This window comes from Pseudomonas sp. LBUM1653 (genome assembly GCF_059716115.1).
Map to the genome: position 1 here is coordinate 4,852,879 of NZ_CP166803.1, position 26,607 is coordinate 4,879,485.

The 26,607-nt window shown below is 58.4% G+C and carries 21 protein-coding genes and 5 tRNA genes; 10 read left to right on the forward strand and 16 right to left on the reverse strand.

Going from position 1 to position 26,607, the window contains the following annotated elements; translation table 11 throughout:
* The first annotated feature begins 47 nt into the window (after positions 1–47).
* From ACA054_RS21815 to ACA054_RS21830, 4 genes are all read left to right on the forward strand, one after another.
* Positions 48–1,952, forward strand: coding sequence for a sigma 54-interacting transcriptional regulator (locus ACA054_RS21815; RefSeq protein WP_497686116.1), 1,905 nt, complete (start codon positions 48–50; stop codon positions 1,950–1,952).
* A 206-nt stretch (positions 1,953–2,158) separates the two neighbouring features.
* On the forward strand, positions 2,159–3,016 hold the full coding sequence (locus ACA054_RS21820) for a Pnap_2097 family protein (protein WP_497686117.1): 858 nt from the start codon (positions 2,159–2,161) through the stop codon (positions 3,014–3,016).
* Positions 3,013–5,064, forward strand: coding sequence for a methylmalonyl-CoA mutase (scpA, locus tag ACA054_RS21825; RefSeq protein WP_497686118.1), 2,052 nt, complete (start codon positions 3,013–3,015; stop codon positions 5,062–5,064). The genes ACA054_RS21820 and scpA overlap by 4 nt, the downstream gene beginning before the upstream one ends.
* Before the next feature lie 55 nt (positions 5,065–5,119).
* Positions 5,120–5,656, forward strand: coding sequence for a P-loop NTPase family protein (locus tag ACA054_RS21830; RefSeq protein WP_497686119.1), 537 nt, complete (start codon positions 5,120–5,122; stop codon positions 5,654–5,656).
* 52 nt (positions 5,657–5,708) lie between these two features.
* On the opposite strand, the gene ACA054_RS21835 is transcribed toward ACA054_RS21830, so the two are convergent.
* Entirely contained in the window at positions 5,709–6,299 is a 591-nt protein-coding gene (locus ACA054_RS21835; protein ID WP_497686120.1) for a TetR/AcrR family transcriptional regulator, read from the reverse strand.
* 195 nt (positions 6,300–6,494) lie between these two features.
* On the opposite strand from ACA054_RS21835, the gene ACA054_RS21840 reads away from it, so the two are divergent.
* From ACA054_RS21840 to ACA054_RS21855, 4 genes are all read left to right on the forward strand, one after another.
* Entirely contained in the window at positions 6,495–7,208 is a 714-nt protein-coding gene (locus ACA054_RS21840; RefSeq protein WP_497686121.1) for an SDR family oxidoreductase, read from the forward strand.
* 37 nt (positions 7,209–7,245) lie between these two features.
* Positions 7,246–8,571, forward strand: coding sequence for an epoxide hydrolase family protein (locus ACA054_RS21845; protein WP_497686122.1), 1,326 nt, complete (start codon positions 7,246–7,248; stop codon positions 8,569–8,571).
* 176 nt (positions 8,572–8,747) lie between these two features.
* Positions 8,748–9,878 carry a carbon-nitrogen hydrolase family protein gene (locus ACA054_RS21850; protein ID WP_497686123.1) on the forward strand — a complete coding sequence of 377 codons (1,131 nt, stop codon included), beginning with the start codon at positions 8,748–8,750 and terminating at the stop codon, positions 9,876–9,878.
* A gap of 2 nt (positions 9,879–9,880) precedes the next feature.
* A complete protein-coding gene (locus ACA054_RS21855; protein WP_497686124.1) occupies positions 9,881–10,936 on the forward strand; it encodes an AraC family transcriptional regulator in 1,056 nt (351 codons plus the stop codon).
* A gap of 340 nt (positions 10,937–11,276) precedes the next feature.
* On the opposite strand, the gene ACA054_RS21860 is transcribed toward ACA054_RS21855, so the two are convergent.
* The 12 genes from ACA054_RS21860 to ACA054_RS21915 all read right to left on the reverse strand — a co-directional run bounded on the left by ACA054_RS21860 (position 11,277) and on the right by ACA054_RS21915 (position 21,802).
* A complete protein-coding gene (locus ACA054_RS21860; protein ID WP_497686125.1) occupies positions 11,277–12,140 on the reverse strand; it encodes a DUF2242 domain-containing protein in 864 nt (287 codons plus the stop codon).
* 201 nt (positions 12,141–12,341) lie between these two features.
* Positions 12,342–14,213 carry a SurA N-terminal domain-containing protein gene (locus tag ACA054_RS21865; protein WP_497686126.1) on the reverse strand — a complete coding sequence of 624 codons (1,872 nt, stop codon included), beginning with the start codon at positions 14,211–14,213 and terminating at the stop codon, positions 12,342–12,344.
* A 102-nt stretch (positions 14,214–14,315) separates the two neighbouring features.
* Positions 14,316–14,393, reverse strand: a tRNA-Leu gene (locus tag ACA054_RS21870).
* Positions 14,394–14,446: 53 nt separating this feature from the next.
* Positions 14,447–14,719 (reverse strand): HU family DNA-binding protein, encoded by a 273-nt coding sequence (locus ACA054_RS21875; RefSeq protein WP_002552737.1) that lies wholly within the window; start codon positions 14,717–14,719, stop codon positions 14,447–14,449.
* Between the two features lie 148 nt (positions 14,720–14,867).
* The gene (lon, locus tag ACA054_RS21880; RefSeq protein WP_497686127.1) at positions 14,868–17,264 is read right to left on the reverse strand and encodes an endopeptidase La; all 2,397 of its coding nucleotides are present in this window, start codon (positions 17,262–17,264) and stop codon (positions 14,868–14,870) included.
* A gap of 226 nt (positions 17,265–17,490) precedes the next feature.
* Entirely contained in the window at positions 17,491–18,774 is a 1,284-nt protein-coding gene (clpX, locus tag ACA054_RS21885) for an ATP-dependent Clp protease ATP-binding subunit ClpX (protein ID WP_145318649.1), read from the reverse strand.
* Between the two features lie 112 nt (positions 18,775–18,886).
* Positions 18,887–19,522, reverse strand: coding sequence for an ATP-dependent Clp endopeptidase proteolytic subunit ClpP (gene clpP, locus ACA054_RS21890; protein ID WP_497635695.1), 636 nt, complete (start codon positions 19,520–19,522; stop codon positions 18,887–18,889).
* Between the two features lie 93 nt (positions 19,523–19,615).
* A complete protein-coding gene (gene tig, locus ACA054_RS21895) occupies positions 19,616–20,926 on the reverse strand; it encodes a trigger factor (RefSeq protein WP_497686128.1) in 1,311 nt (436 codons plus the stop codon).
* 395 nt (positions 20,927–21,321) lie between these two features.
* Positions 21,322–21,397 (reverse strand) — tRNA-His (locus tag ACA054_RS21900).
* A 78-nt stretch (positions 21,398–21,475) separates the two neighbouring features.
* A tRNA-Leu gene (locus tag ACA054_RS21905) sits at positions 21,476–21,560 on the reverse strand.
* A gap of 57 nt (positions 21,561–21,617) precedes the next feature.
* Positions 21,618–21,693: transfer RNA gene (locus ACA054_RS21910), tRNA-His, on the reverse strand.
* A gap of 32 nt (positions 21,694–21,725) precedes the next feature.
* Positions 21,726–21,802 (reverse strand) — tRNA-Arg (locus ACA054_RS21915).
* Between the two features lie 275 nt (positions 21,803–22,077).
* Here ACA054_RS21915 and folD point away from each other — a divergent pair.
* Together folD and pbpG are read left to right on the forward strand one after the other, a co-directional pair.
* Complete coding sequence (folD, locus tag ACA054_RS21920) at positions 22,078–22,932, forward strand: bifunctional methylenetetrahydrofolate dehydrogenase/methenyltetrahydrofolate cyclohydrolase FolD (RefSeq protein WP_497686129.1); 855 nt, start codon at positions 22,078–22,080, stop codon at positions 22,930–22,932.
* Positions 22,933–23,171: 239 nt separating this feature from the next.
* A complete protein-coding gene (gene pbpG, locus ACA054_RS21925; protein ID WP_497686130.1) occupies positions 23,172–24,113 on the forward strand; it encodes a D-alanyl-D-alanine endopeptidase in 942 nt (313 codons plus the stop codon).
* A gap of 902 nt (positions 24,114–25,015) precedes the next feature.
* Here pbpG and ACA054_RS21930 read toward each other — a convergent pair.
* From ACA054_RS21930 to ACA054_RS21940, 3 genes are all read right to left on the reverse strand, one after another.
* On the reverse strand, positions 25,016–25,231 hold the full coding sequence (locus ACA054_RS21930; RefSeq protein ID WP_497686131.1) for a hypothetical protein: 216 nt from the start codon (positions 25,229–25,231) through the stop codon (positions 25,016–25,018).
* Positions 25,232–25,248: 17 nt separating this feature from the next.
* The gene (locus ACA054_RS21935) at positions 25,249–25,455 is read right to left on the reverse strand and encodes a DUF6021 family protein (protein ID WP_497635700.1); all 207 of its coding nucleotides are present in this window, start codon (positions 25,453–25,455) and stop codon (positions 25,249–25,251) included.
* 87 nt (positions 25,456–25,542) lie between these two features.
* On the reverse strand, positions 25,543–26,271 hold the full coding sequence (locus ACA054_RS21940; RefSeq protein WP_497686132.1) for a peptidase C39 family protein: 729 nt from the start codon (positions 26,269–26,271) through the stop codon (positions 25,543–25,545).
* Positions 26,272–26,607: the final 336 nt, after the last annotated feature.

Here is a 26,607-nt window from a genome sequence, read left to right on the forward strand (position 1 = left end):
GCAAATCACGAGATTTCGTAGCGATGAACAAAGCCATGAAACAAGCCATGAACGAAACAGACGCTCTCACCGGCTGGGCGGACCTGGCGTATTCGTCACGACACATGGTGTTCGAGCATTGCGCCGAAGCCATCGCGCTGCTCAATCCGTTTTCCGATCGGCTGGGTGATCTCAACATCGCCACCTGCAAGTTGCTCGGCTACCCCCGCCAGGAGTTGTTGGAGTTACCGGTAAGCAAGCTGTTCGGCCATCAATTGGCGGACCTGATCGTGTTCACCCAGGCCGTCATGGACAAAGGTCGCGGCTGGACCGAAGAGTTGAGCTGCAACTGCAAGAGCGGCGAACGCATCGAGCTGGAAATCTCCGCCACCACCCTGCAAATCCATGGCGAGTTGCAACTGATCCTGGTGCTGCGCGAGTTGAGCCATGAAAAATACCAGCGTGACCAGGCCCACACCGAGCGCACCATGCGCGGCGGACTGATTGAGTGGCGCAACATTCTCAACCTGTTCCAGGAAAGCGAGCGCGACAACCAACTGCTGCTCAGTTCCGTCGGCGACGGCATCTACAGTATCGACAGCGAAGGCCTGGCCACCTTCGTCAACCCGGCCGGCGCGCGCATGCTGGGCTGGGAACCACAGGACATGATCGGGAAAAACATCCATCGCATTCACCACCATACTCACGCCAACGGCAGTCATTACCCGGTCGAAGAATGTCCGATCTACAAAGCCGTGCGCGATGGCGTGGTCCACGAGGGACGCCAGGAGGTGTTCTGGCGCCGCGATGGCAGTTCGTTTCCAGTGGAATTCACCAGCACCCCGGTGATTTCCGATGGCCGCATCGTCGGCGCCGTGGTGGTGTTTCGCGACATCACCGAGCGCCGCAGTACCGAAAACCAGCTACAAAGCGCCCTTGAAGAACTCAAGGTGCTCAAGGATCGACTGGAAGAGCAAAACGCGTATTTGCAGGAGGAGATCCACATCGAGCACAACTTCCGTGAGATTGTCGGCCAGAGCGAGCCGATCATCAAAATCATCAAGCAGATCGACGTGGTCGCCCCCACCGATGCCAGCGTGCTGATCAACGGCGAGTCAGGCACCGGCAAGGAGCTGATTGCCCGCGCGATCCATCAGGCCAGCCGCCGCAATGCCAGCCCGCTGATCCGGGTCAACTGCGCCGCCATACCCGCTGAACTGTTCGAAAGCGAATTCTTTGGGCACATTCGCGGTGCCTTTACCGGTGCCGTGCGTGATCGTGTCGGACGCTTTGAACTGGCGGACGGTGGCACGCTGTTTCTCGACGAAATCGGCGAAATTCCCCTGGAGCTGCAAAGCAAACTGCTCCGGGTTTTGCAGGAAGGTCAGTTCGAGCGGGTTGGCGAAGAACGCACCCGCAAGGTCGATGTGCGGATCATTGCCGCGACCAACCGCGATCTGCGCCAGGAAGTCACGGCGAAGCATTTCCGTGAGGACCTGTACTTCCGGCTCAACGTATTCCCTATCCAGTCGCCGGCGCTGCGTGAACGTCCGATCGACATCGCCCCCCTGGCCGCACATTTCCTCAAGCAGACAGGCAAGCGTCTGAACATGCCAGGGCGACGTCTGCGCAACTGCGACATCGAGCGACTGCAACGCTATTCGTGGCCGGGCAATATTCGCGAACTGCAAAACGTGATCGAGCGCGCGCTGATCACCTCGGTCGGAGCGGATCTGAACCTGGATTTGCCCGACGAACCGAACCCCGGTCTCGCCGCCCCGCAGCGGCCCTCCTCGGCCACGATCATGACTGACGCGCAGATTCGCGAGCTTGAGCGCAGCAATATGCAAGCCGCGCTCAAGGCCGCAGATGGAAAGTTATTCGGTAAGGGCGGTGCAGCTGAACTACTAGGACTCAAACCCACGACACTGGCTTCGAGGTTCAAGCGGCTCGAGATCAAATTGGACGAATGATCTGTCCGGGGTGGCCACGCAATTTCGTGAAATCCGCTACGAAAATTCGTATTCCTACGGAGTTACGTAGCGCGCGGCCACCACCAACGACTCAATAAAGACAAAAATAATGTTCAAAATCATATAGTTATTGCCATCATAAAAAACCGCATGAGGCTGGTACGACATTCGCTACAGGGTATAAACCGAAATGACGGATTGCTGCCATGCCGACCTCCCCTGCGTTCATCGTCTCCCGCTCGGAAACCTACCTGGCCTCGATGCCCAACCTCGCCTACACCGGGTTGTCGGAAAACTGGTTGTTGAAAGAGTGCGGTCATCAACACTGGCTTGCACTGGCCCAATTGCACAATCGGTCTCTGCCTGATTTCGTCGATGAGCAAGGTCGCATCGCCTATGCCGCGTTCACTGGCGTAAAGCTGTGGGATCTGAAGCTGGAAGCCATCGTCGAGAATCGCCCGTTCCAGATCCATACCAGGATCGGCCGAGGAGGCCAGGCCCGCCATTTCAGCGAACATGAAGTCAGGCTCGGTGATCGCGTCGTCGGGCAACTGGCATTACTGTCCACCTTCGTGAGCCGTCACATACCGGGCGACAACCGCAGTGTCAGCAAAGCATGCCTGCGGGGCACTCAGGCACCCGTGACCCGGATACCGCAGGCATTGCAGGAACTGCACGCCGACAACCGGCAAATTCGCGGCGGCGACTGGCACAGTCATTACGGCATTGACCGCCAGTCAACCGAGGCGCGGGTGTTTGATTTTACGCCCTGCCCTGACATCGACTTCAACGGTGCCGACCTCCTGTATTTCGCCAATTTCCAGGCCATGGTCGAGCGTGCGGAGTGGGCGCAGTCGGGACTTCGCCGCCCAGGGCACATTCGCCAGCGCGAACTGCATTTCTACGGCAACCTCAACATCAACGACAGCTTGCAGCTCAGGCTGCACACACAGCCAGGTAATAAAGAGCTGCACTGGTGTGAAGTCTATCGGCGCAGCGATCTGTTCAAGCTGGCTGATATTTTCACCCGCAAACTCCATATCGCGGACTGCAGCCGAGTATGAGCCATCCTCCTCTCTGGCGGCCTGAAGGCCTGCGACTCAAGCCGGTGTATCACTGCAGTGACCTGGAAGGTCTTGAGCACCTGCACAGCCTGCCGGGCAAAGCGCCTTTCGTGCGCGGCCCCTACTCGAGCATGTACCCGCAAAAGCCCTGGACCGTGCGCCAGTACACCGGATTTGCCGGGGCCGACGCCAGCAACCAGCGACTGCGGCAACGGTTGGCCGAAGGTGCAACGGGTTTATCCCTGGCCTTCGATTTGCCGACCCATCGTGGCTACGACTCCAGTGATCCACAATGGCAGGCCGATGTCGGCAAGACGGGTGTCGCCATCGACAGCGTCGAGGACATGGCGCAGCTGTTGGACGGCATTGCCCTGGACCAGGTGTCGGTGTCGCTGACCATGAACGGCGCGGTACTGCCCGTGCTGGCAGCCTTCATCGTTGCCGCGCAGGAATCCGGCGTCGCTGCAGAGCAGCTCAGCGGCACTATCCAGAACGACATTCTCAAAGAGTTCACGGTGCGCAACACCTACATCTTTGCGCCACAACCCTCAATGCGCATTACCCTGGACGTGATCAGTTACCTGAGCGAACACATGCCACGCTTCAATCCGATTTCGGTGTCGGGGTATCACTTTCAGGAGGCCGGTGCCGATGCCGTGCTGGAGCTGGCACTGACCTTGATCAATGCCCGAACCTATGCCGAGCAGGTGCAAAAAAGCGGTCTGAACCTGCAAGGATTCTGTGAGCGAATCAGCTTCTTTTTCGGCATTGGCAGCGATTTTTTCAGCGAAGTCGCCAAGTGTCGTGCGGCCCGACTGCTGTGGTGCGAAATCACCCGGGAGCTGGGCGTTCAAGGTGAAAAAGGCCGGGCGCTGCGCATGCACTGCCAGACATCCGGCTGGTCGCTCTGTGCCCGGGACCCGCTCAACAATGTCACGCGCACAACTGTCCAGGCCATGGCCGCGGTATTCGGCGGGACGCAGTCTCTGCACACCAATGCCTGGGACGAGGCCCTGACCCTGCCCAGTGAAGCCTCGTCGAGACTGGCCAGCAATACCCAACATATTCTTCAACAGGAAACCGGGCTTTGTGATGTGGTCGACCCTTGGGCGGGGTCCTACATGATGGAGTCCCTGACCGCACAAATGGCGGCGCAGGTGCGCCAACGGATGGCCGATATCGATGCCCAGGGAGGCGTGTTGCAGTCGATCGAGTCCGGCTGGATCAGCCAGGCCATCCACCTTCAGGCCATGGCCACCCAGGCCCGTCTGGATAACGGGATTGCGCGGCGTGTTGCTGCACATGAGCCAGTGCAAGTAGAGCCCGCGCTACCCGTGGACAGTCAGGTATTGCGCGCCCGACAGTGCCGACGCCTCGACAACCTGCGCCTTATGCGCGACAACGCTCGGGTCGAAACCCTGCTGCAGTCGATCACCGAATGTGCACGCTCAGGCCGGGGCAACCTGCTCAAGGAGACCGTGGCTGCAATCAGGGCGCGGGCAACAATCGGCGAATGCACCCAGGCACTGGAAAAGGTGTGGCCTCGCTACAACCAAGACCTGAGTTTTCGCGCAGGCCACTATGGACCCTCTGTGTGCAGGCAGCCCAACTGGGCATTGGTAGCTGCGCGCATTTCCGGCTTTGTCGCTGACCATGGTCGGCCGCCCATGATTGTGCTGGCCAAGTTGGGCCAGGACGGGCATGACCGCGGTATTCGATTGATAGCCGCGGCACTGACCGATGCCGGCTTCGAGGTGCGCCTGCTGCCCATGTTTCAAACACCGATGCAGTTACTGCAAGCACTGGGCGAACAAGGCCAGGTGGATCTGCTTGGCGTTTCAAGCCTGGCGGGGGCGCACAACGAACTGCTCACTGAGCTGTTGAGTCTGTTGAACCAACGTGAGCTCGACATTCCAGTAGTAGTGGGAGGCATCATCCCAGACGCCGATGCACAAAGGTTACTGCGCCAGGGGGTCAAGGCCTGTTTCGGTCCGGGCCAGGAGGTAATTGAGATCATCCAACAGTTGGTCGATCTGCTGGGCCTTTAACTGGCCATCCAGAACCTGCACAATTGCCGGCTTTTTTGTGACAGGAAGTCAGCACATGCAACGGATTGTAATTCTGGGCAATGCCGGTAGCGGCAAATCCACCCTCGCCCGCGCCCTCGGCAAGCGCCTGGGTCTGCCCGTGCTGCACCTGGACAGGTTGTTCTGGGAGCCAGGCTGGGTCGAACCCGACGCCGAGCAGTTCCGCGCACGGGTGCGCGAAGCGATCGCAGCGGATGCCTGGATTTGTGAAGGCAACTATGCGCGGCGTACCTTCGACCTTCGCCTGCCACGTGCCGACCTGATCATCTGGCTCGATACACCGCGGCTCACCTGTTTCACCCGGGTGATCATGCGCAGTGTAATGAACCGCCCTCGCCCTGACCTTGCTGCAGGTTGTACCGAGAAGCTCGACCGGGCGTTCCTGACCTTCCTGGATTTCGTGTGGAATTTCGACCGTGAGTACCGCCCAGGCATCGAGGCGGTGCGCCTGGCCATAGGCCCGCAAATTCCTACGGTGCACCTGCGAGGTACCCGGCAGATTGCCGCATTTCTCGATAGCTTGCCTGCAACGCCGGGAGTCTGTCTTCAATAGCCGCGACAGAATCAAACCGCCGCCGGTTTTTTCGATGTCGCGCAATCCTCAGCTAGACCGGTTTGCCGAGCGCGGCATCAATCATGGGACGCACACCTCGCAGTACCTGGGCCGACACCTCCGGCTTGGCCTTCGCCGTGGCACGCGCAACCGACAGGGCGCCAATCATTGCCGCGACGATGCCCATGGCGGTGGCAAGTGCGTCGACGCCGGGATTGTTGGCAGCGACCCTGCGCTCAAACGCCCGCACCAGCACCATGTAACCCTCGGTAAACTTTGTGCTCATCACTGCATCCTGACGGCCGATTTCGCTGGCGGATGCCGCCATTGCGCAGTGCTCGGCGTAGTCGTCGCGCTTGTCGACTGACAGATAGTCGGACAGGAAGCGATCCAGGTCCGGCTCGCCATCGACCGTGCCCGTATAGAGCTTGGAGTTCCCCTGCTCCAGGCTCCACGCCAGCGCCTCGGCTGCCAGCGCTTCCTTGGATGGGAAGTGTGCGTACAGCGCGCCGTGGGTCAAGCCAGCCGACTTGCTGATTTCAGCAACACCCACCCCGTCGATCCCTTTCTGTCGAAACAGGCGGCTTGCCGTCTCCACCAGTGCGGCGCGATTGGCTTCTGCTTTTTCTTTCGAGATTTTCATAGTGAGGCTCCTCCGCGTTGATTCTTGCACATTATGGTTACGCTCACAATTAATGGTAAGCCATATTTTGAAAGGGTCTACTTTATATTTACTTTTTGTCTTGACTTTAATAATTGCAGGCACCACTATAAATTCATTGATTGCGGTCGCAATCATAAAAAGAACGATTCGCTCGCCCAACCAGAGCAAACCCTCATGAAAATAAAAAATTCCGTAGCATTTGTTACCGGCGCCAACCGCGGTCTTGGCCTTGCATTCGCAAAGGAACTTGTGGCGCGCGGCGCGAGCAAGGTCTACGCAGGAGTGCGCAACCCCGAAGGCGTCGACATTCCGGGCGTGATCGCCATCCGCCTTGACGTCAGCGACCCGGCATCGGTCGCCGCGGCGGTGGCCCAGGCTGGCGACGTGACGCTGCTGGTCAACAATGCAGGCATTGCCCGCTTGCTGCCATCCATGCTTGAACCTGGCCTGGTGGAAATCGCCCGCGAAATCTTCGAAACCAATTACTACGGCGTCATGCACGTCAGCCTGGCCTTCGCACCGGTGCTTAAAGCCAACGGCGGTGGAGCGATCGTCAACGTACTGTCGGATGCGACCTGGGTTGCCCTGCCATTCCTGTCCGCTTACGCGGCATCGAAAGCGGCAGCGTGGAGCTTCACCAACTCGCTGCGAATCGAACTCCATGGCCAGGGCACCCGCGTGCAAGGCCTGCATGTGGGTTTCATCGACACTGACCTGACCCAGGGTTTCGACGTGCCGAAAGTCCAACCATCCGACGTCGTGATCCAGTCACTGAACGGCGTGGAAACAGGCTTGAAAGAAGTGCTCGCAGACCAAGGCACGCGCGCCATAAAAGCCAGCCTGTCTACTGGGCAAGCGGCTTACCTCAACCCTGAAACCAGCGCATAAGGAGCACACCATGCACCTCTTCCCCTCGAGAACGACCATGTCCGCAGTATCGTTTTCGGCGTTCCGGCGCTGCCTGTTAGCTGTTTCAGTGACCGCTGGTGCCCTGGCACTGGTCACCCTCGTCTCGCCCACTTACGCCCGGGCCGGAACGACGCCGCAGATTGCCGCCACAGTCGAGAAGGACAGCGCAATTCGTCCTTTCAAGGTCAACATTCCTGAAGACGCGGTTGCCGATCTGCGTAAACGCGTACTGGCGACCCGTTGGCCCGACCGCGAAACGGTCAATGATCAATCCCAAGGCGTGCAGCTTGAGAAACTGCAGGCACTCGTCGGTTATTGGGGCAGCCAATATGACTGGCGCAAGGTTGAAGCCCAACTCAATGCCTTGCCGATGTTCGTGACCAGGATCGACGGCCTCGACATCCAGTTCATCCACGTCAAATCGAAACATCCCAACGCCCTGCCGCTGCTGCTCACCCATGGCTGGCCCGGGTCGATTCTGGAACTGACCAAAGCCATCGGCCCGCTGACCGACCCGACCGCTCACGGCGGTCGTGCCGAAGATGCCTTTGACGTGATCATTCCCTCGATGCCTGGCTACGGTTTCTCGCAGAGGCCCACCGACGGCGGCTGGGGTCCTGACCGTATCGGCGTTGCATGGGATGTGTTGGTCAAGCGCCTGGGCTATAAGCGCTATGTGTCGCAAGGTGGCGACTGGGGATCGGTGATCGCCGACGCCATGGGACGCCAGGCTCCGCCCGGCTTGCTGGGAATCCACGTGAACATGCCGGCCACCGTCCCAGCCGATGTGGCCAAGGCGATCAACGACGGCACCCCGCCTCCCCCCGGTCTGTCGGCCAAGGAGACAGCGGCCTATGAGTCGTTGAAAACTTTCTTCAGCAAAAATGCGGCTTACGGCGCCCTCATGAGCACCCGACCACAAACTGTCGGCTACGGCTTGTCGGATTCCCCCGTTGGCCTGGCCGCGTGGATGTTCGACAAATTCAACCAATGGACCTACAGCGGCGGCGATGCGGAAAAATCCCTGACCAGGGACGAAATACTCGACGGTATTTCGCTCTATTGGCTGACCAACAGCGCTATCTCGTCCGCTCGCCTGTATTGGGAGAACAACACTAACAACTTCAACGCCGTGGAGCAGAAGACTCGGGATATCAAGATTCCTGTCGCAGTGACTGTGTTTCCGGGGGAAATTTACCAGGCGCCGAAAACCTGGACCGAACGCGCCTATCCCAACCTGATCTATTTCAACGAAGTGGACAAGGGTGGGCATTTCGCGGCATGGGAACAACCCGAGTTGTTCGCCAGGGAACTGCGCGCAGCCTTCCGCACCTTGCGCTAAGCATGGCATTGCCTTGGTCTGCCCATTGTCCTGATGAGCAGACCAAGGCACCTGCGACTCGGCCAATTGCGCAGAGCGCTGTCAATTTTCCCCACCCACCCCTTGATTCGCTTTATCCTTGACGCAAACCCGATGAAAAGCCATGAACCCTGCATACGGCTATTGACTGTTCCCCCATGCGCAAACTTCTGTACCTGACTTTCTCCATGGCGCTGATCGCCGCTCTTACAACCTACGCAATGTGGGCCGCGGATCGCCCGACGGGGCTTTACCTCTCGGATCTGCGGATCGATGTCGCCGTTGACCAGGGCACGCCCGCTGACCGTGGCAATTTGCTGGGCATCCAGCCCGAGCTGTTTCCCACCGACTACCAAAGCCCCGACCGCTTGCACCGCAAACTCGCCGCCTACTTGCAGACGGCGCGGGATCAGGGGCTGCTGAACGAAAAAACCATCGTCGTATTGCCGGAGCATGTTGGCACCTGGCTGATGGTCAGCGGCGAAAAGGACGAGTTGTACCAAGCCACCACCTTCAAGGAAGCGATGAACTGGCTGGCCGTGAGCAATCCCCTGAAGTTCGTCCGTGCGCTGATTGGCGCCGAGGGCGACAGCCGTATCGACGACGCGCACCTGCGCATGAAAGCCAAAGGTATGGCCAAGGATTACCAGGCGTTGTTCGGCGGGCTGGCTAAGGAATTTCACGTCACCCTGGTGGCGGGCTCCATCGTACTGCCTGAGCCCAGCGTCATCGACGGCACGCTGAAAATCGGTCGTGGCGCGTTGTTCAACAGCAGCGTGGTGTTCGGTCGCGATGGCTTGCCAATCGGCCAGCCCCAGCGCCAGATGCATCCGGTTTTCGAACAGCAGGTGGCAATCAAGGCCAACGACGAACACACGCTCAATGTCGTCGACACCCCGGCCGGGCGCCTGGGTGTGCTGATCGGCAGCGACAGTTGGTACCCCGACAACTACCGCAAACTCGACACTCAGCAGGCACAGCTCGTCGCAGTCCCGGCGTTTGTTGCCGGTCGTGGCACCTGGGATCAGCCGTGGCGTGGCTACAAGGACTCATCAACACCCGGCTCTGTAAGCCTCAAGGCCGGGGAAATCAGTGAAGGCCAAGCCTGGCAGCGCCTGAACCTGAGCACTCAAGTTCCCGCCAGCCAGGCCATCGCCGGCATGAGCGTATTCCTGCGCGGACAGTTCTGGGATCAAGGCAGCGCCGGGCAGAGTTTTCTCAGCAGCAACGGCCGGCATTTCGCCGATGGCAAGGCCCGCGGCGCGCGCTTGCTGAACCTCTGGCTGTAACCATGAAACCCACCCCCATGCGCCTGGGTGATTTGTCGGTGGGCTTCGTTCACAGCCTGGCCGACGCCGTGCGCAGCCACGGGACAGATCCGCAGCCATTGCTCGAGCAATACGGCCTTGACGCGGCCCGACTGAGTGAAGCCGGTGCCCGCCTCTCGATCCCGCGCTACATGCGCCTGGGCCACGCGGCCATCCACTTGACCGGCGACCCGGCACTCGGCTTGCAAATGGGCTTGCTCAGCCGCCTGAGCCAGGCAGGTCTTGCCGGCGTCACCGCCGCCCAGGCACCGACGGTGCGTGAGGCGGCGCGCTGCCTGATTCGATTCGAAGCCTTGTATGGCTCCAACTATCGTGGTCAATCGAGCTTCCACGAGGACCCTCAGGGTGCCTGGTTGCGCTTCTACTCCATCAGCCCCTACAACAGCTATAACCGCTTCGTGGTGGATTCGATCCTCTGCGGCTGGTTGCAGCAATTGTCCAGCGTCAGTCCTGCCCGGCTGCGCGCCGAACGCATCGACATCGAGTTCGAAACTCCCGACTACCGCGCGGCCTATGACGTGCTGGGCGACTGCCCGATCCAGTTTGGCGCCGAGCACAATCAATTGCGCCTGAGCCTGGCCAGCCTTGCCCAGCGCAACCCCGAGCATTGCCCAAGCACCTGGCGACATCTGCTGCAACTGTGCGAGCGGGAACTGGAGCAATTGACACGCACCCGCAGCCTGCGTGAACGCATCACTCAGTTGCTGGGTCCGTTGCTCAATGGTGGCCGGGAACCCGACCTGGAAGAAGTGGCGGCACGCCTGAAGCTGCCCGTCTGGACCTTGCGTCGCAAACTCGCCGAAGAAGGCACGCAATTTCGCGCGATTCTCAACGACACCCGTCGCGACCTGGCCATGACCTACATTCGCGACACCGAACTGGCGTTCGGAGAAATCGCCTACCTGCTGGGCTTTGCCTCAGCCGAAGCCTTTCAACGCGCCTTCAAGCGCTGGACCGCGCAGACACCCGGCGAGTTTCGCCGTAGTCGTAGAGAACCAGCCGCAAGCAACAAGCTTTAAGTTAAAGCTCGGTTGCGTCTTCAGCGGGTTCCAGTGGGTCCAGTTCAAACGCCTGATACTCGAGCAGCTCTTCTTGATAATCGTCCATTTTCGAATCCCCCACAGCTCATTGAAAAACGTTTGAATAAATGACCAGCGCCTTGAGCCTAAAGTGCCCGCATTAAAGAAAAATGACGCGGACACGACACTTCGTCGCTTCTAGATAAAACGTAGCAGGCGGTGGGGAATTTATCACAGGATTTTTTCGCTGCAGGCCGCAGGACGACGGTCTGTTTGACGCTGATCAATCTTTGTTGCGGTGACGGGGCCGGTGCGATGTCGCCTGGCCCCGTGGCGCCCATCACTGGCCAGTGATGGGCATTGCCTGGATCGGCTCCGAAGGTGGCGCCATGTCGCTCGGGTTGGCCGGTGGCGTGATCGCTTCAGTGGAAGGCGTCGGCTCGGCGGCTGGGGTCGAGGTAAACGGTGCAGCCTCAGGCGGCGGAGCGACCGGCTCGGAAGCGGCAGGAGCCACTTCGGCGGCCTTGGCTGCCTCTGGCGCCGGCGCAGGCTCTGCCGCGGATTCCGGGGCCAACGCCGCCGGTGCGGGTGCCGGTGCCGGTGCCGGTGCCGGTTTGGGTTCGGGCACGCCCAGGTCGGTTTTCGGCTTCTCGGGGATGTGCGCCGCTTCTTTCACTTCCTTGGGCAGGAACAGCTCGACCAGGGCGAAGAAACGCTCGTAGAACTTGGCCGATGTGACGGTTTCGCTCGCGACCTTGACCATCGAGTCGTCCGACGAGCCGATCGGCATCGATACCGAGCCCAGCACGCCGACACCGAGACTGGCAGAGTTGTTGGTTTTCTTCAGCGCGTACTTGTCCTGCAAGGCGTTGGCGAACACGGTGGCATGATGCGCCGCGCTGCCGTCTTCGGCGCAGACCACACTGAAACTGATTTCCATGTGGTTTTCGCCGGTCTGCTGGAAGCTCTTGTGCCCACTGACCAGCTTCGGATCACTGCTGGTGATGATATAGCCCTGGCTCAGCAAGGCTCGACGAGCCGCTTCACAGGAGACCGAATCGGTCACCGGATAGTTACGGGAAAACGTTCCGGAATCATCGAAGTTCTCATGCTCGTAGATGGCGGCTTTCTTCGACGAACAACCGGCAGCAGCAGCCAGCACCAAGGCCAGCCCGACAACCCGCATGGGAATTGATTTAAACATTGAACATCCTGAAAGAAACGGTTCGGGGCGTATTGTGCAACAGATCGATGCTTAGCGGCGCACTGATTGTGTCTTAAAACAGTTACAGCGCTGTTGACCCGATGGTCGGGAGAGAATGATCCGCGTCGCAGAATGCAGCCGAAAAAAAACCCCGGCCTTTCGGCCGGGGTCTTCGTTTCACGCAAAAAGCTCGGACTCAGATCAGAAACGCTCGATCTCTGCCTGGCTCTCCAGCTGCTTGCGGTAAGCAGCGAAGTCTTGCTGGCCAACACGCGAAGCGAGGAAGCGACGGTATTGAACCTTCTCTTCTTCGGTTGGCGCTGCGGCCTCGTTAACGCCGTTCAGACGCACGATCATCAGGCTGCCATCAGGCAAGGTGACGCTGCTGAAAGTCGGCTTGTCCTTGGCGGCTGGCTTGGGCATGCGGAACAGCGCCTGCAGCACAGTCGGGTCCAACCCTTCCTGAGCACGGGTCGCGGCTTCGGTAACCTTCCAGTTCTGACCGTCGATCGGCTTATCCAGTGGGGTCTTGCCATCGCGCAGGCTGGCAATCAGCTCGTCAGCCTTGGTCTTGGCGGCAGCACTGGCGTGCTCCTTGGCCAATTGCGCACGGATCGGACCCTCGACCTTCTCCAATGGCAGTTGCGCAGGCTTGAGATGTTCCTTGGCGCGCAACACGATCACGGTATCGGGGTCGAGCTCGATGGCGGTGCTGTTGGCACTCTCATCCAGCACTTCCGGGCTGAACGCTGCGGTGATCACGGCACGGTTGGCCGCAATGCCTTCGCCACCTTCCCGGCCGAACGGCTTGGAGGTGTGAACGGTCAGCTTCAAGTCCTGCGCAGGCTGGACCAGATCGGACGCTTCAAACGATGCGTCTTCCAGTTGCTTGGTCGCTTCGACGAAACGCTGCTCGACCTGCTGGGCCTTCAATTCGCGGGTCAGCTTGTCTTTCAGGCTGGCGAACGTCGGCACTTCAGGCGCTTCCACGCCCAACAGCTTGATCAGGTGGAAACCGAAGTCGGTGCGAACCGGCTCGGAAACCTGATCCTTGGCCAACGAATACAGGGCTTTCTCGAACGCCGGGTCATAGACGCCAGGACCTGCGTAGCCCAGGTCGCCGCCGTTGTTCGCCGAACCCGGATCCTGGGAGAATTCCTTGGCCAGGGCTTCGAACTTCTCGCCCTTGTTCAGGCGGGCCTGGATCTCCTCGATCTTGGCCTTGGCCTGCGCTTCGGTAGTCTTGTCGTTCACTTCGATCAGAATGTGCGCAGCCTGACGTTGCTCGGACAGGTTCGCAGTCTCTTTCTGATACGCCGCTTGCAGGTCTTCGTCCTTGACGCTGACCTGATCGAAGAAGGAAGCCTTCTTCAACTCCAGGTAATCGATGACCACCTGATCTGGCGTCATGAATTCCTTGGCGTGCTCGTCGTAGTAGGCCTTGACCTCTTCGTCGGTCAGCTTCACAGCTGCCGGGTCGACCTTGATGCTCAGGGACGCGAAATCGCGGGTCTGTTTTTCCAGACGGGCAAAGGCCAGGACCTGGGCATCGGTGACGAAACCGCTACCCGCCAAACCGGCGCGCAGCTGTCCGATCAGCATTTCCTGTGCCAGCATCTGGCGGAACTGCATACGGCTGTAGCCGAGTTGACGAATCACTTGGTCGAAACGTTCAGGGCTGAACTTGCCATCCACCTGGAATTCAGGCGTTTGCAGGATGACCTGGTCCAGCGCCGCTTCGGAGAAAGCGAATTTGGAATTTTCTGCGCCTTGCAGCAGCAGTTTGCGGTCGATCAGGCCTTTGAGGGCCGATTCGCGCAGCATTTTTTCGTCGAGCAAGGAGGCGTCGAAATCCTTGCCCAGCTGTTGCATGAGTTGACGGCGTTGCATATCGACCGCCTGGCTCAGCTCGTTCTGGCTGATTTCTTCACCATTGACCTTCGCCGCCTCATTTTTGGTCGTCGTAGCCTGAAAAATGGCGTCGAAACCGGTCAAAGCCATCAGTGCAACGATGACCCCGATAATGGTCTTGGCAATCCAGCCTTGTGAATTGTCCCTGATATTCTGCAGCATGCGTCCCCCATAAACGGTTGAACTTCAAAATTAGGCAACCGTGGAGCGTGGGTAGAATCCGGATAGAAGAAAGGCGCATCCGAGGATGCGCCTTCTCGTAACTGGCGGAGCGGACCGATGACTCGACCTTGCGAGTCTCGGTGTCTCAGACCGGCGACCTGCCGACTGGACTACCGCTCCGCTGCCAGGTCAGGCATGACCCCGACCCGGATAGGCAAAAACCTGAATGGAACTTAGTTGACAGCTTCTTTCAATGCTTTACCGGCTTTGAAACCTGGTTTTTTGGCAGCTGCGATTTCCAGCGTCTTACCGGTCTGTGGGTTACGACCGATGCGAGCTGGACGATCAGTTACGGAGAAAGTACCGAAACCAACCAGAACCACGGAGTCGCCGGCCTTGAGAGCGCCAGTGACGGATTCGATTACAGCGTCCAGCGCACGGCCAGCAGCAGCTTTCGGGATATCAGCGGATGCAGCGATAGCATCAATCAGTTCCGACTTGTTCACTCTAAGTCCCCTTATATCTATTTGAGTATGATTCTAAGTTTTTTGGTAAAAGCAAAAACGAGTGCTGAATGGCCTACAGACACTTAAGAGCCGCTTTATAACAAGGGCTCTAAAAAGCTGTCAAGGAAGCCCCCCAGGCAAATACGTACTAATGCGTGCTAATTCTTTCCTTAGAATCCGACTCGCGTTTTTCTTCCTTCGCGACTATCTCCGGAGCCACATCCGGCAAGGGCTCCGGGGCGTATTGCAGCGCAATTTGCAGGACCTCGTCAATCCATTTAACTGGTTTAATCTGAAGATCTTGCTTGATATTGTCCGGAATCTCCTTGAGATCGCGAACATTCTCTTCGGGAATGATCACGGTCTTGATTCCGCCACGATGCGCGGCGAGCAGTTTTTCCTTCAACCCACCGATCGCCAATACCTGGCCACGCAGGGTAATTTCACCCGTCATGGCAACATCCGCGCGTACAGGAATGCCGGTCAGTGCCGACACCAATGCCGTGCACATGCCCACGCCCGCGCTCGGGCCGTCCTTCGGGGTCGCCCCTTCCGGCATGTGGATGTGCGTGTCGCGCTTCTCGTGGAAGTCCAGGGGAATCCCCAGGCTCTTGGCGCGGCTGCGGACAACGGTCAGGGCTGCGGTGATCGATTCGACCATCACGTCACCCAGGGAACCGGTCTTGATCAGCTGGCCTTTGCCCGGAACGACAGCGGCTTCGATGGTCAGCAATTCACCGCCCACCTGAGTCCACGCCAGGCCAGTCACCTGACCGATCTGGTCCTGCTGTTCTGCCAGGCCGTAGCGGAATTTGCGCACACCCAGGAAGTGTTCCAGATCGTCCGCAGTGACCTTCACCGAGAAGCGTTTTTCCAGCGCATGCTCTTTGACCGTCTTGCGGCAAACCTTGGCAATCTGGCGCTCCAGGCCCCGTACACCGGCTTCGCGGGTGTAGTAGCGGATGATGTCGCGGATCGCTTCCGCGTCGAATTCCAGCTCGCCTTTTTTCAGGCCGTTGGCCGTGATCTGTTTTGGCGAGAGGTATTTGACGGCGATGTTGATCTTCTCGTCTTCCGTGTAACCGGGCAGGCGAATGACTTCCATCCGGTCCAGCAGCGCCGGTGGAATGTTCATGGAGTTGGAGGTGCACAGGAACATCACATCGGACAGGTCGTAATCGACTTCCAGGTAGTGATCGTTGAAGTTGTGGTTCTGCTCGGGATCGAGCACTTCCAGCAACGCCGACGCCGGATCGCCACGCATGTCGCTGCCCATCTTGTCGATTTCATCGAGCAGGAACAGCGGGTTGCGCACACCCACTTTTGTCATCTTTTGAATCAATCTTCCTGGCATCGAACCGATGTACGTACGGCGATGACCACGAATTTCCGCTTCATCGCGCACGCCACCGAGGGCCATTCGCACGAATTTACGGTTGGTGGCGTGTGCAATGGACTCCGCCAGCGAGGTTTTACCCACCCCAGGAGGACCGACCAGGCACAATACCGGACCGCGGATCTTCTTCACGCGCTTCTGCACGGCGAGGTATTCGAGAATCCGTTCCTTGACCTCTTCGAGGCCGTAGTGATCGGCGTCGAGAATGTCTTCTGCGCGAGCCAGATCGAGGCGCACCTTGCTCTGGGCCTTCCACGGCACCTGGACCAGCCAGTCGATGTAGGAACGGACCACAGTCGCTTCGGCGGACATCGGCGACATTTGCTTGAGCTTGTTCAGCTCGGCAGTTGCCTTGGCCAGCGCGTCTTTCGGCAGGCCGGCGGCATCGATGCGCTTTTTCAGCTCTTCGACTTCGTTATGCCCTTCGTCGCTGTCACCGAGTTCTTTCTGAATGGCCTTCATCTGCTCATTCAGGTAGTACTCGCGCTGACTGCGCTCCATTTGCTTTTTGACACGACCGCGAATGCGTTTTTCGACCTGCAGCAGATCAATCTCGGCATCCAGCAAGGCCAGCACGTGCTCGACACGGGCCGACAAATCGATGATTTCGAGGATTTCCTGCTTCTGCTCGATTTTCAGCGCCATGTGCGCGGCCATGGTGTCGACCAGGCGGCCTGGCTCATCGATGCTATTGAGCGACGACAGGACCTCGGCAGGGACTTTCTTGCCCAACTGCACATATTGTTCGAACTGCGACAGCAGGCTGCGGACAAACACTTCCGACTCGCGCTCTGGCGCATCGACTTCGTCGATCAACGAAACTTCGGCGCGGCAGTGGCCATCCACTTCGCTGAAGCGCTCCACGGCGCCCCGCTGCTCGCCTTCGACCAGAACCTTGACCGTGCCGTCAGGCAGCTTGAGCAGCTGCAGAACGGTCGCAATCGTACCTACGCGATAAAGTGCGTCTTCACCGGGATCGTCGTCAGCAGGGTTTCTCTGGGCCAGCAGAAGGATCTGCTTGTCGCCCGTCATCGCTGCCTCGAGGGCTTCGATGGATTTCTCGCGCCCCACGAACAGCGGGATAACCATGTGCGGATAAACCACAACATCACGCAATGGCAGGAGAGGCAATTCGATGGTTGTCTTCATGATTTCGCCTCTACGGCGGCCATAAGGCCGGAAACAGATGGAAGTAAGCTTGAAACCAAGATGGGGGCTTGTTTAGAAAAAAACAAGCGGATAAAAGCAGTAAAAGGTCGCAGCCAGAAGAAGCTTGAGAAAATAGTCGGCTGCCAAGCCGTCTTCGCGGGCAAGCCTCGCTCCTACAAAAGCAAAGGGGCCCGAAGGCCCCTTCTTTATACCGACTGCGCGACGCTTAGGCGTCTGGCGCGGCCTTGGCAGCAGGCTCACTGTTTTCGTAGATATACAGTGGCTTGGACTTGCCTTCTATTACGCTTTCGTCGATCACTACTTTACTCACCTCGGACTGCGAGGGGATTTCATACATAGTGTCGAGTAACACACCTTCGAGAATCGAGCGCAGCCCACGAGCACCGGTTTTGCGTTCCAGCGCGCGTTTTGCGACCGATTTCAGTGCGTCGGCCCGGAATTCCAGGTCCACGCCTTCCATCTCGAACAGCTTGGCGTATTGCTTGGTCAGAGCATTTTTCGGCTCGGTGAGGATCTGCATCAAGGCAGCTTCATCAAGCTCGTCCAGCGTGGCCAGGACCGGCAGACGACCGACGAATTCCGGGATCAGACCGAACTTGACCAGATCGTCAGGCTCGACTTCACGCAGGGACTCACCGACTTTCTTGCCTTCTTCCTTGCTGCGAACTTCCGCGCCGAAACCGATGCCGCCCTTGGTGGAACGGTTTTGAATAACCTTTTCCAGACCGGAGAACGCACCACCGCAGATGAACAGGATGTTACGGGTGTCGACCTGAAGGAATTCCTGCTGCGGATGCTTGCGACCACCTTGAGGTGGAACGGAAGCGACCGTGCCTTCGATCAACTTGAGCAGGGCCTGCTGCACGCCTTCACCGGAAACGTCCCGGGTGATCGACGGGTTGTCAGACTTGCGCGAAATCTTGTCGATTTCGTCGATGTAGACAATGCCCATCTGGGCTTTTTCCACGTCGTAATCGCACTTCTGCAGCAGCTTCTGAATGATGTTCTCGACATCTTCACCCACATAACCCGCCTCGGTGAGGGTGGTTGCGTCGGCGATGGTGAACGGAACGTTCAGCAAGCGGGCCAATGTTTCGGCAAGCAGGGTCTTACCCGAGCCTGTCGGGCCGATCAGCAAGATGTTGCTCTTGCCGAGTTCGACGTCGTCATTCTTCTTGTCACGCTGGTTCAGGCGCTTGTAGTGGTTGTACACCGCTACGGCGAGAACCTTTTTCGCACGTTCCTGACCAATCACGTATTGATCAAGGATGCCGCTGATTTCTTTAGGCGAAGGCAATTTATGCGCGCTGCTTTCGGCCTGGGCTTCCTGCACCTCCTCACGGATGATGTCATTGCACAGGTCGACGCACTCGTCGCAGATAAAGACCGAGGGGCCGGCAATCAATTTGCGCACTTCATGCTGGCTTTTGCCACAGAAGGAGCAATAGAGCAGCTTGCCGTTGTCCTCGCCGTTGCGGGTGTCAGTCATTCGTTCGATCCAAATCCGATAGGCTTGCAACACAAGATGAAGGCTATTGCGGGCTTTTTCAAGCCCGCCGGTGATCAGACCAGCCGACCAACCCTATTTTGAGCTGCTTATTTTAAGCGGGGCGTTGGGTGATCACTTCATCGATCAACCCATACTCACGTGCGGCTTCTGCACTCATGAAGTTATCGCGATTGGTATCGCGCTCGATTTCTTCGAGAGTGCGCCCGCTGTGCTTGGCCATCAGCGTGTTGAGACGCTCACGGATGAAGAGGATTTCCTTGGCATGGATTTCGATATCCGACGCCTGGCCCTGGAAACCGCCCAGTGGCTGGTGAATCATCACACGCGAGTTCGGCAGGCAGTAACGCTTGCCTTTGGCACCGGCCGTCAGCAGGAACGCGCCCATGCTGCACGCTTGACCGATACAGGTGGTCGACACGTTAGGCTTGATGAACTGCATGGTGTCATAGATCGACATGCCCGCCGTCACCGAACCGCCCGGGGAGTTGATATAGAGATGGATGTCCTTGTCCGGGTTTTCCGCTTCAAGGAACAGCAGTTGCGCACAGATCAGGTTGGCCATGTAGTCCTCTACCGGACCCACCAGAAAGATCACTCGCTCCTTGAGGAGACGTGAGTAGATGTCGTAGGCGCGCTCGCCACGAGCGGACTGCTCGACAACCATCGGGACCAGGCCGCCTGCGGCCTGGATATCAGAGTTCTGCTGAATATACGAATTACGGAACATGCTCTGCAGTCACTCCCAAATAGTTATGTCTTGAATACGCATAAGCCAGCTCGAGAGCTGGCTTATGGTGTGTGCTTCTTAGCGCAAAAACGATCAGTCGGCTTGTGGAGCTTCTACCGGCTTGACTGCTTCTTCGTAAGAGACCGATTTGTCGGTCACGCTAGCTTTCTGCAGAACAGTATCCACAACTTGCTCTTCCAGCACAACCGAACGAACTTCGTTCAGTTGCTGGTCGTTCTTGTAGTACCAAGACACTACTTGCTCTGGCTCTTGGTAAGCCGAAGCCATTTCCTGAATCATCTCGCGAACGCGGGCTTCGTCAGGCTTCAGGTCGAATTGCTTGACCACTTCAGCCACGATCAGGCCCAGGACGACGCGGCGCTTGGCTTGTTCTTCGAACAGCTCGGCCGGCAGTTGGTCAGGCTTGATGTTGCCGCCGAACTGTTGAACAGCCTGCACGCGCAGACGGTCGACTTCGTTGGACAGCAGAGCTTTTGGCACTTCGATCGGGTTGGTGGCCAGCAGACCGTCCATGACCTGATTCTTGACCTTGGATTTGATCGCCTGACGCAGTTCGCGCTCCATGTTCTTGCGAACTTCGGTGCGGAAGCCTTCCAGACCGGTTTCCTTGATGCCGAATTGAGCGAAGAACTCTTCGGTCAGCTCAGGCAGTTTTGGCTCGGAAACGGTGTTCACGGTAACGGTGAACTCAGCGGTCTTGCCTGCCAGGTCGAGGTTCTGATAGTCCTCTGGGAAGGTCAGGTTCAGAACGCGCTCTTCGCCGGCTTTAGCGCCAACCAGACCATCTTCGAAGCCAGGAATCATGCGGCCGGAACCCAGAACCAGCTGGGTGCCCTTGGCGGAACCGCCAGCGAACACTTCACCGTCGACCTTGCCGACGAAATCGATGTTCAGCTGGTCTTCGTTCTGGGCAGCGCGATCGGCCACTTCGAAACGAGTGTTCTGCTTGCGCAGGATGTCCAGCATCTTGTCCAGATCGGCATCAGCCACGTCAGCGCTCAGGCGCTCTACGTTGATACCTTCGAAACCGGCAACGGTGAACTCAGGGAACACTTCGAATACAGCAACGTATTCCAGGTCCTTGCCTGCTTCCAGGGATTTAGGCTCGATCGAAGGCGAACCAGCCGGGTTCAGCTTCTGCTCTACAACTGCTTCGTAGAAGGAAGACTGGATGACGTCGCCTACCGCTTCCTGGCGAGCTTCAGCGCCGAAACGACGCTTGATTTCGCTCATTGGCACTTTGCCTGGACGGAAGCCAGCAATCTTGGCCTTTTGGGCAGTCTGCTGCAGACGCTTGTTGACCTGAGTCTCGATGCGCTCAGCCGGCACGGTGATGCTCATGCGGCGCTCAAGAGCAGAAGTATTTTCAACAGAAACTTGCATGGATATTCCTCGTTGCACAGACGTTAGCCGGCCGTTTCCGACCCCAGAATCAAGGGCATGCATTCTAGTGGGTCAAACTCAAGAAGTCACCCTACTGAAAACGGGTAAAAACGCAGCAGGCAATTTATAGGTGCGAATGCACGAGTGCACCTCGCCCCGGTGGCAAATACAGCCAATCACGCCAAGGCTCTGCGCCAACCCCTCCTTATATGGAAGAGGTTGCCAATCATCTCCCTGACAGCCGATCTTGCGAGCAAGGCCGGCGGGCAGCACGGCATCATCGCGAAACATAAAAACGACGAAACGCCCTGCCCTTGCGACCCGGAACCTGCGGTCGCTGAATCCGCTGAAACAAAAAAGGCGCCAGACTATTAATCTGGCGCCTTTTCGAAATATGGGGTGGACGATGGGGATCGAACCCACGACAACGGGAGTCACAATCCCGTGCTCTACCAACTGAGCTACGCCCACCATATTGCATAACAAAGAAGCCAAATCACTTCTTTGTTGAACTTCAACCAGGCCAGGCGGCATGGGTGAAGTCTTGTTTGGTGCGGATGAAGAGACTCGAACTCTTACGCCTCGCGGCGCTGGAACCTAAATCCAGTGTGTCTACCAATTCCACCACATCCGCGGGATGAAGCTTTTAAAGCAAAGGCGCCAGACTGTTAATCTGGCGCCCTTCGAAATATGGGGTGGACGATGGGGATCGAACCCACGACAACGGGAGTCACAATCCCGTGCTCTACCAACTGAGCTACGCCCACCATATTGCGTTACTTGTGCCAAAGCTGCCTAATGGCGCACCCGGCAGGACTCGAACCTGCGACCATCCGCTTAGAAGGCGGATGCTCTATCCAGCTGAGCTACGGGCGCCTTGTTAATCTGTACTCTTGGAGGACTACAAACTAAGTGCTTTTCAGTTTTGCAGAACCGTAATCCCGCTCAACCTTCTCAACCAGTGCTAGGCTGTGCCCGACAAGTGCGACGAATAGTATAGAGCCCCCCGCAGGTCGTCAAATCCTTTTTAAAAAAAATTCATTTAATTAAAGGGGTTAGCGGAATTTGCAGACCAAGCGCCTTTGCCCTCAACGCATGACATGCGAGAATGCGCTCTCTTTTTTTCCCCTCTCGATGGTTAATCACGCGCAATGACTGCACAACTTATCGACGGCAAATCGATCGCCGCCAGCCTGCGCCAGCAGATCGCCCAACGCGTCAACGAGCGTCGCCAGCAAGGCCTGCGCACGCCCGGCCTCGCGGTGATCCTGGTCGGCAGCGATCCTGCCTCTCAGGTTTATGTCTCGCACAAGCGTAAAGACTGTGAAGAGGTCGGCTTCCTGTCCCAGGCCTATGACCTGCCTTCCGACACCACTCAAGAAGCGTTGACCGAGCTGATCGATCGCCTCAATGACGATCCGGCGATTGACGGTGTTCTGCTTCAGCTCCCGCTTCCTGAACACCTGGACGCCTCCAAATTGCTGGAGCGCATTCGTCCGGATAAAGACGTCGATGGTTTCCATCCTTATAACGTCGGCCGCCTGGCCCAACGCATCCCGCTGCTGCGTCCCTGCACGCCGAAAGGCATCATGACCCTGCTGGAAAGCACCGGCGCCGATCTCTACGGGATGAACGCGGTGGTGGTCGGCGCTTCCAATATCGTCGGACGCCCGATGGCGATGGAATTGCTGCTGGCCGGTTGCACCGTGACCGTCACCCACCGTTTCACCAAGGACCTGGCCGGTCATGTCGGCCGCGCCGACCTGGTGGTCGTCGCCGCTGGCAAGCCGGGCCTGGTAAAAGGTGAGTGGATCAAGGAAGGCGCGATCGTGATCGACGTCGGCATCAACCGCCAGGAAGATGGCAAGCTGGTGGGTGACGTGATCTACGAAACCGCCCTGCCCCGTGCCGGCTGGATCACTCCGGTACCGGGTGGCGTCGGTCCGATGACCCGTGCCTGCCTGCTGGAAAACACGCTGTACGCCGCCGAAACCCTGCATAGCTGAGGCTCAAGGCAGAGGTAGTTCGCGACACAAGAAACCCCGCCCATGGCGGGGTTCTTTTTTGCCCGCGCAACAGGATCGACCATCCGCCGGAAAGTGACTTTTTTTTCATGTTTCCAGGCTCTTTCACCCCACCCTCGAACAACCATCGACAGTTATTCAGCCATACTCCAGAATGTCGCGCTTTTTAAGTAATAGCCCGTTACAAAACGGCTTATCAACACATTATTGAGTCTGCCAGCGTGAAAATCCGTCTTTCCATCCTGAGCCTATTTTTTGCAGTTACAGGGACTTTCATCACGCCACTGGCAAGCGCGGGCGACACCACCACCGCAGCGCCTCGAGACACCTCGCAACTCAAGCTCGCTTCCGGCAGCTCCTTGCTGCTGGATATGCAGACCAACAAAATCATCTATGCCAGCAATCCGGACGTCGTCGTCCCCATCGCTTCCGTCAGCAAGCTGATGACCGGCCTGGTCGTGGTCGAAGCCCGGCAGAACATGGATGAATACATCAATATCAACATCAGCGACACGCCAGAAATGAAAGGTGTGTATTCCCGGGTAAAACTCAAGAGCGAACTGCCGCGCCGGGAAATGCTGCTGATTGCCCTGATGTCCTCCGAGAACCGCGCCGCCGCGAGCCTGGCCCACCACTATCCGGGCGGCTATGTCGCCTTTATCGCCGCCATGAATGCCAAGGCCAGGGCGCTGGGGATGACCAACACCCATTTCGTCGAGCCGACCGGCCTCTCTCCGCGCAACGTTTCCACCGCTCGCGACCTGAGCAAGCTGTTGATCGCCGCGCACAAATACCCGTTGCTGACAGAGCTGAGCACCACCAAGGAAAAAACCGTCACCTTCCGCAAACCCATCTATAGCCTGGGTTTCCGCAATACCGACCATTTGGTGCGCAAGCCGGACTGGGACATCCAGCTGACCAAAACCGGCTTCACCAACGAAGCAGGTCACTGCCTGGTGCTGGTGACCCGGATGAGTAATCGTCCGGTTGCCTTGGTGCTCCTTGACGCTTATGGCAAATACACACACTTTGCCGACGCCGCCCGCATCCGCAATTGGGTCGAAACCGGCAAGAGCGCCAACGTGGCTTCTGCAGCCTTGCAGTACAAATCGGACAAGAACCTGAAGCAGCGCCAGAGTGGTGTCGTTGAAGCTTCGAAGTAGGTAGGCAGATACCTCGGGCAAAAGCCCCTGACCATCCGGGTAGGGGGCTACATGAGCATATTTGGATTGGGTGTATATCCGTTGCTGCGGTCACGGCCACCTATGGTTTCGCCCTTACGGCGACTCACTTTTCCAAACGCCGGAATGCCGGCCCAGCGAAAAGTAAGCAACAGGCTCTTGCCCCACCACTCGGTGCCTCGCTAGGGCTCGGCATGCCGTAACGAAGGCATTGCTCCGTGGGTCGCCGCGATGGGCCATCCCTGGCCCAGCGCGGCTAAACCGGCGTCCTGCCGGTTTACCCACTGCGCAATGCCTGCGTTCGGCCATCGTGGTTTAACGGGGCGCCCAAATCCAAAGCCAAAGCGAGGCGGCCTGACAGCCGACCTGACTTTTACGGCTGTACCTGATCCCCTGTGGGAGCGAGCCTGCTCGCGATGGTCGTCAACAATAACGCGCCCTGTCTGGATGATCGCGTTGTCTGGACGTTCATCGCGAGCAGGCTCGCTCCCACAGGGGAATCCGGACAGACCTGCAATCAGGTCGGCTTTAAGGCCGCCTCGCTCTGCTTTTGCTCTTGATTTTCTTGCCCCCTCGAGAGGCCGAGTGGAGGTTCTGCGCAGTGGGCAAACCGGCATGGATGCCGGTTTAGCCGCGCTGGGCCAAGGATGGCCCATCGCGGCGACCCACGGAGCAGGACCGGAGCGAGGGCATGCCGAGCCACAGCGAGGCACCGAACGCCAGGGGCAAGAGCCCTTGGTTACTTGGGGCTTTTCCAAGTGACTCGCTGTAAAAGCGAAACCGCAGGTGGCCGTTACCGCAGGAATGGATATGTACTCCGACAACAGGCCGCCATCGAGAGCAGGCCACAGTAGATCGGGTAAATACGCGAGCGACTCCCGCAATCAATCGTTGGGTAACGGCATCTGGTCATCATCCGGAATGCCATCACCTTTACTGGGGTCGCGCCAGCCCTGGGGATGCTGAGTCGGCACCACCGTCGGCCGCGCCAGCGGATCGCGCATCGGACTGTCCGGATCCATAACCGGGTCCGTGTCCTGCTCAGGAGTGGTCGGTACGGTTTCCGGACGTTTGTCGTTGAAACTCGAATCGGTAGACATACGCACCTCCAATAGACCTAGGGTTTCAGATCACCCAGTGGATCGTAGGGTTTGGCCGGAGCCTTGGAGTTGTCACCCGGCTTCACATCCCTCGGTGCCTTGGCCGGCCCGATTGGATCGACCGCCGGATCAGCAAGGTCCGGGGAGTCGGGATCGAACCCCAACTCATCGCCAGACGAATGCTCGGACGAGTGAGGGCCGTCGGGGGTATTGGAATGTGCCATGGCACCTCCTGAGAGCCCGGGAAAATCCGGGCCTTTTGCATAAGAGGCTGGCAATGGGCACAGGTGCCCGGCGGGTGACGAACGGGCTTACTGCGCGCCCAACGCTTGCTTCGCCTCGGCGGCAGCCTGTTCCTGTCCTGCCTGAGCGAGGTCGTTGGCTGCCTTGAGCCAGCGTTGCTGATCGACCTGAGCGGGCAACTGGGTCGGATTCTGGATCAACACCGCCCATCCACCGGCGTCTTTGAACGCCGATTCGAACGAGCTGAAACCCATCATCAACCGCTGATCCATACCTGCACGCAGCAAGACGGTCTGCTTCTGACGGTTGTAGCCGCTCAAGATCGCGTAACGCGGCTCGGCCCAGAGCGCCGAGCCCTCTGTGAAGCGCACCATCACCGGATAACCGGCGGCGACCTGGGTCAACAAGGCCGACAGATTGCTGTCGAGGGGATAGACCATCATTCCGTATTCACGGGCGAGGTTCTGCATGTTCTGTTGCAATTGCCCCTCGCCGCCCGGCAGATGCAAGGGTTTATCGAGCAAGCCAGGGGTGATCACGATGCCCTGCTGGGACAGCATGCTCGCCAGCACTTGTGGCCCGCTTTGGTTCGCCACGCCCTTGTAGAACCTGCCGCTAAGCTCGACACGCTCTGGCAGACGCTTGATCTGCGGCGCAACGCTCCCCGCGCAACCCGCCAGGCCGACAACGAACCCCACTATCAGCACCGCCGACAGCATTCGAGACATTACTCGCACCATCATCACTCTCTTATTCAACTGCCAGGCAATTGCATTCCCGGCTTGGCCGTCGATCATAGGACGCCGCACCGCAGCGGTATAGCCTTAACCGGCAGTTGATTGCATCTGATAGAGCAAACTGGTTGGTGATAGCCGACCTTTGGTCAATAGCCTGAAACACGCCAGCGACTAGACTGTCACTTGGATAGCGTGTGTGCCCGCTGCAGGGCAAAGAGGAGGCCTCGATGAGCCTGGCAATGACAATCGTAATGTTGATTTCTGGCTGGTTGGCAGTAGCCGCCGCCATGTTATGGGGCGTTCTGCGCATTACCCGCCGGCACCATCACCCTGTCCAGCCGGCACCTTTGGCGAAAACCGACAAAGCCCCACCACACGCCACAGCACACTAAGCGA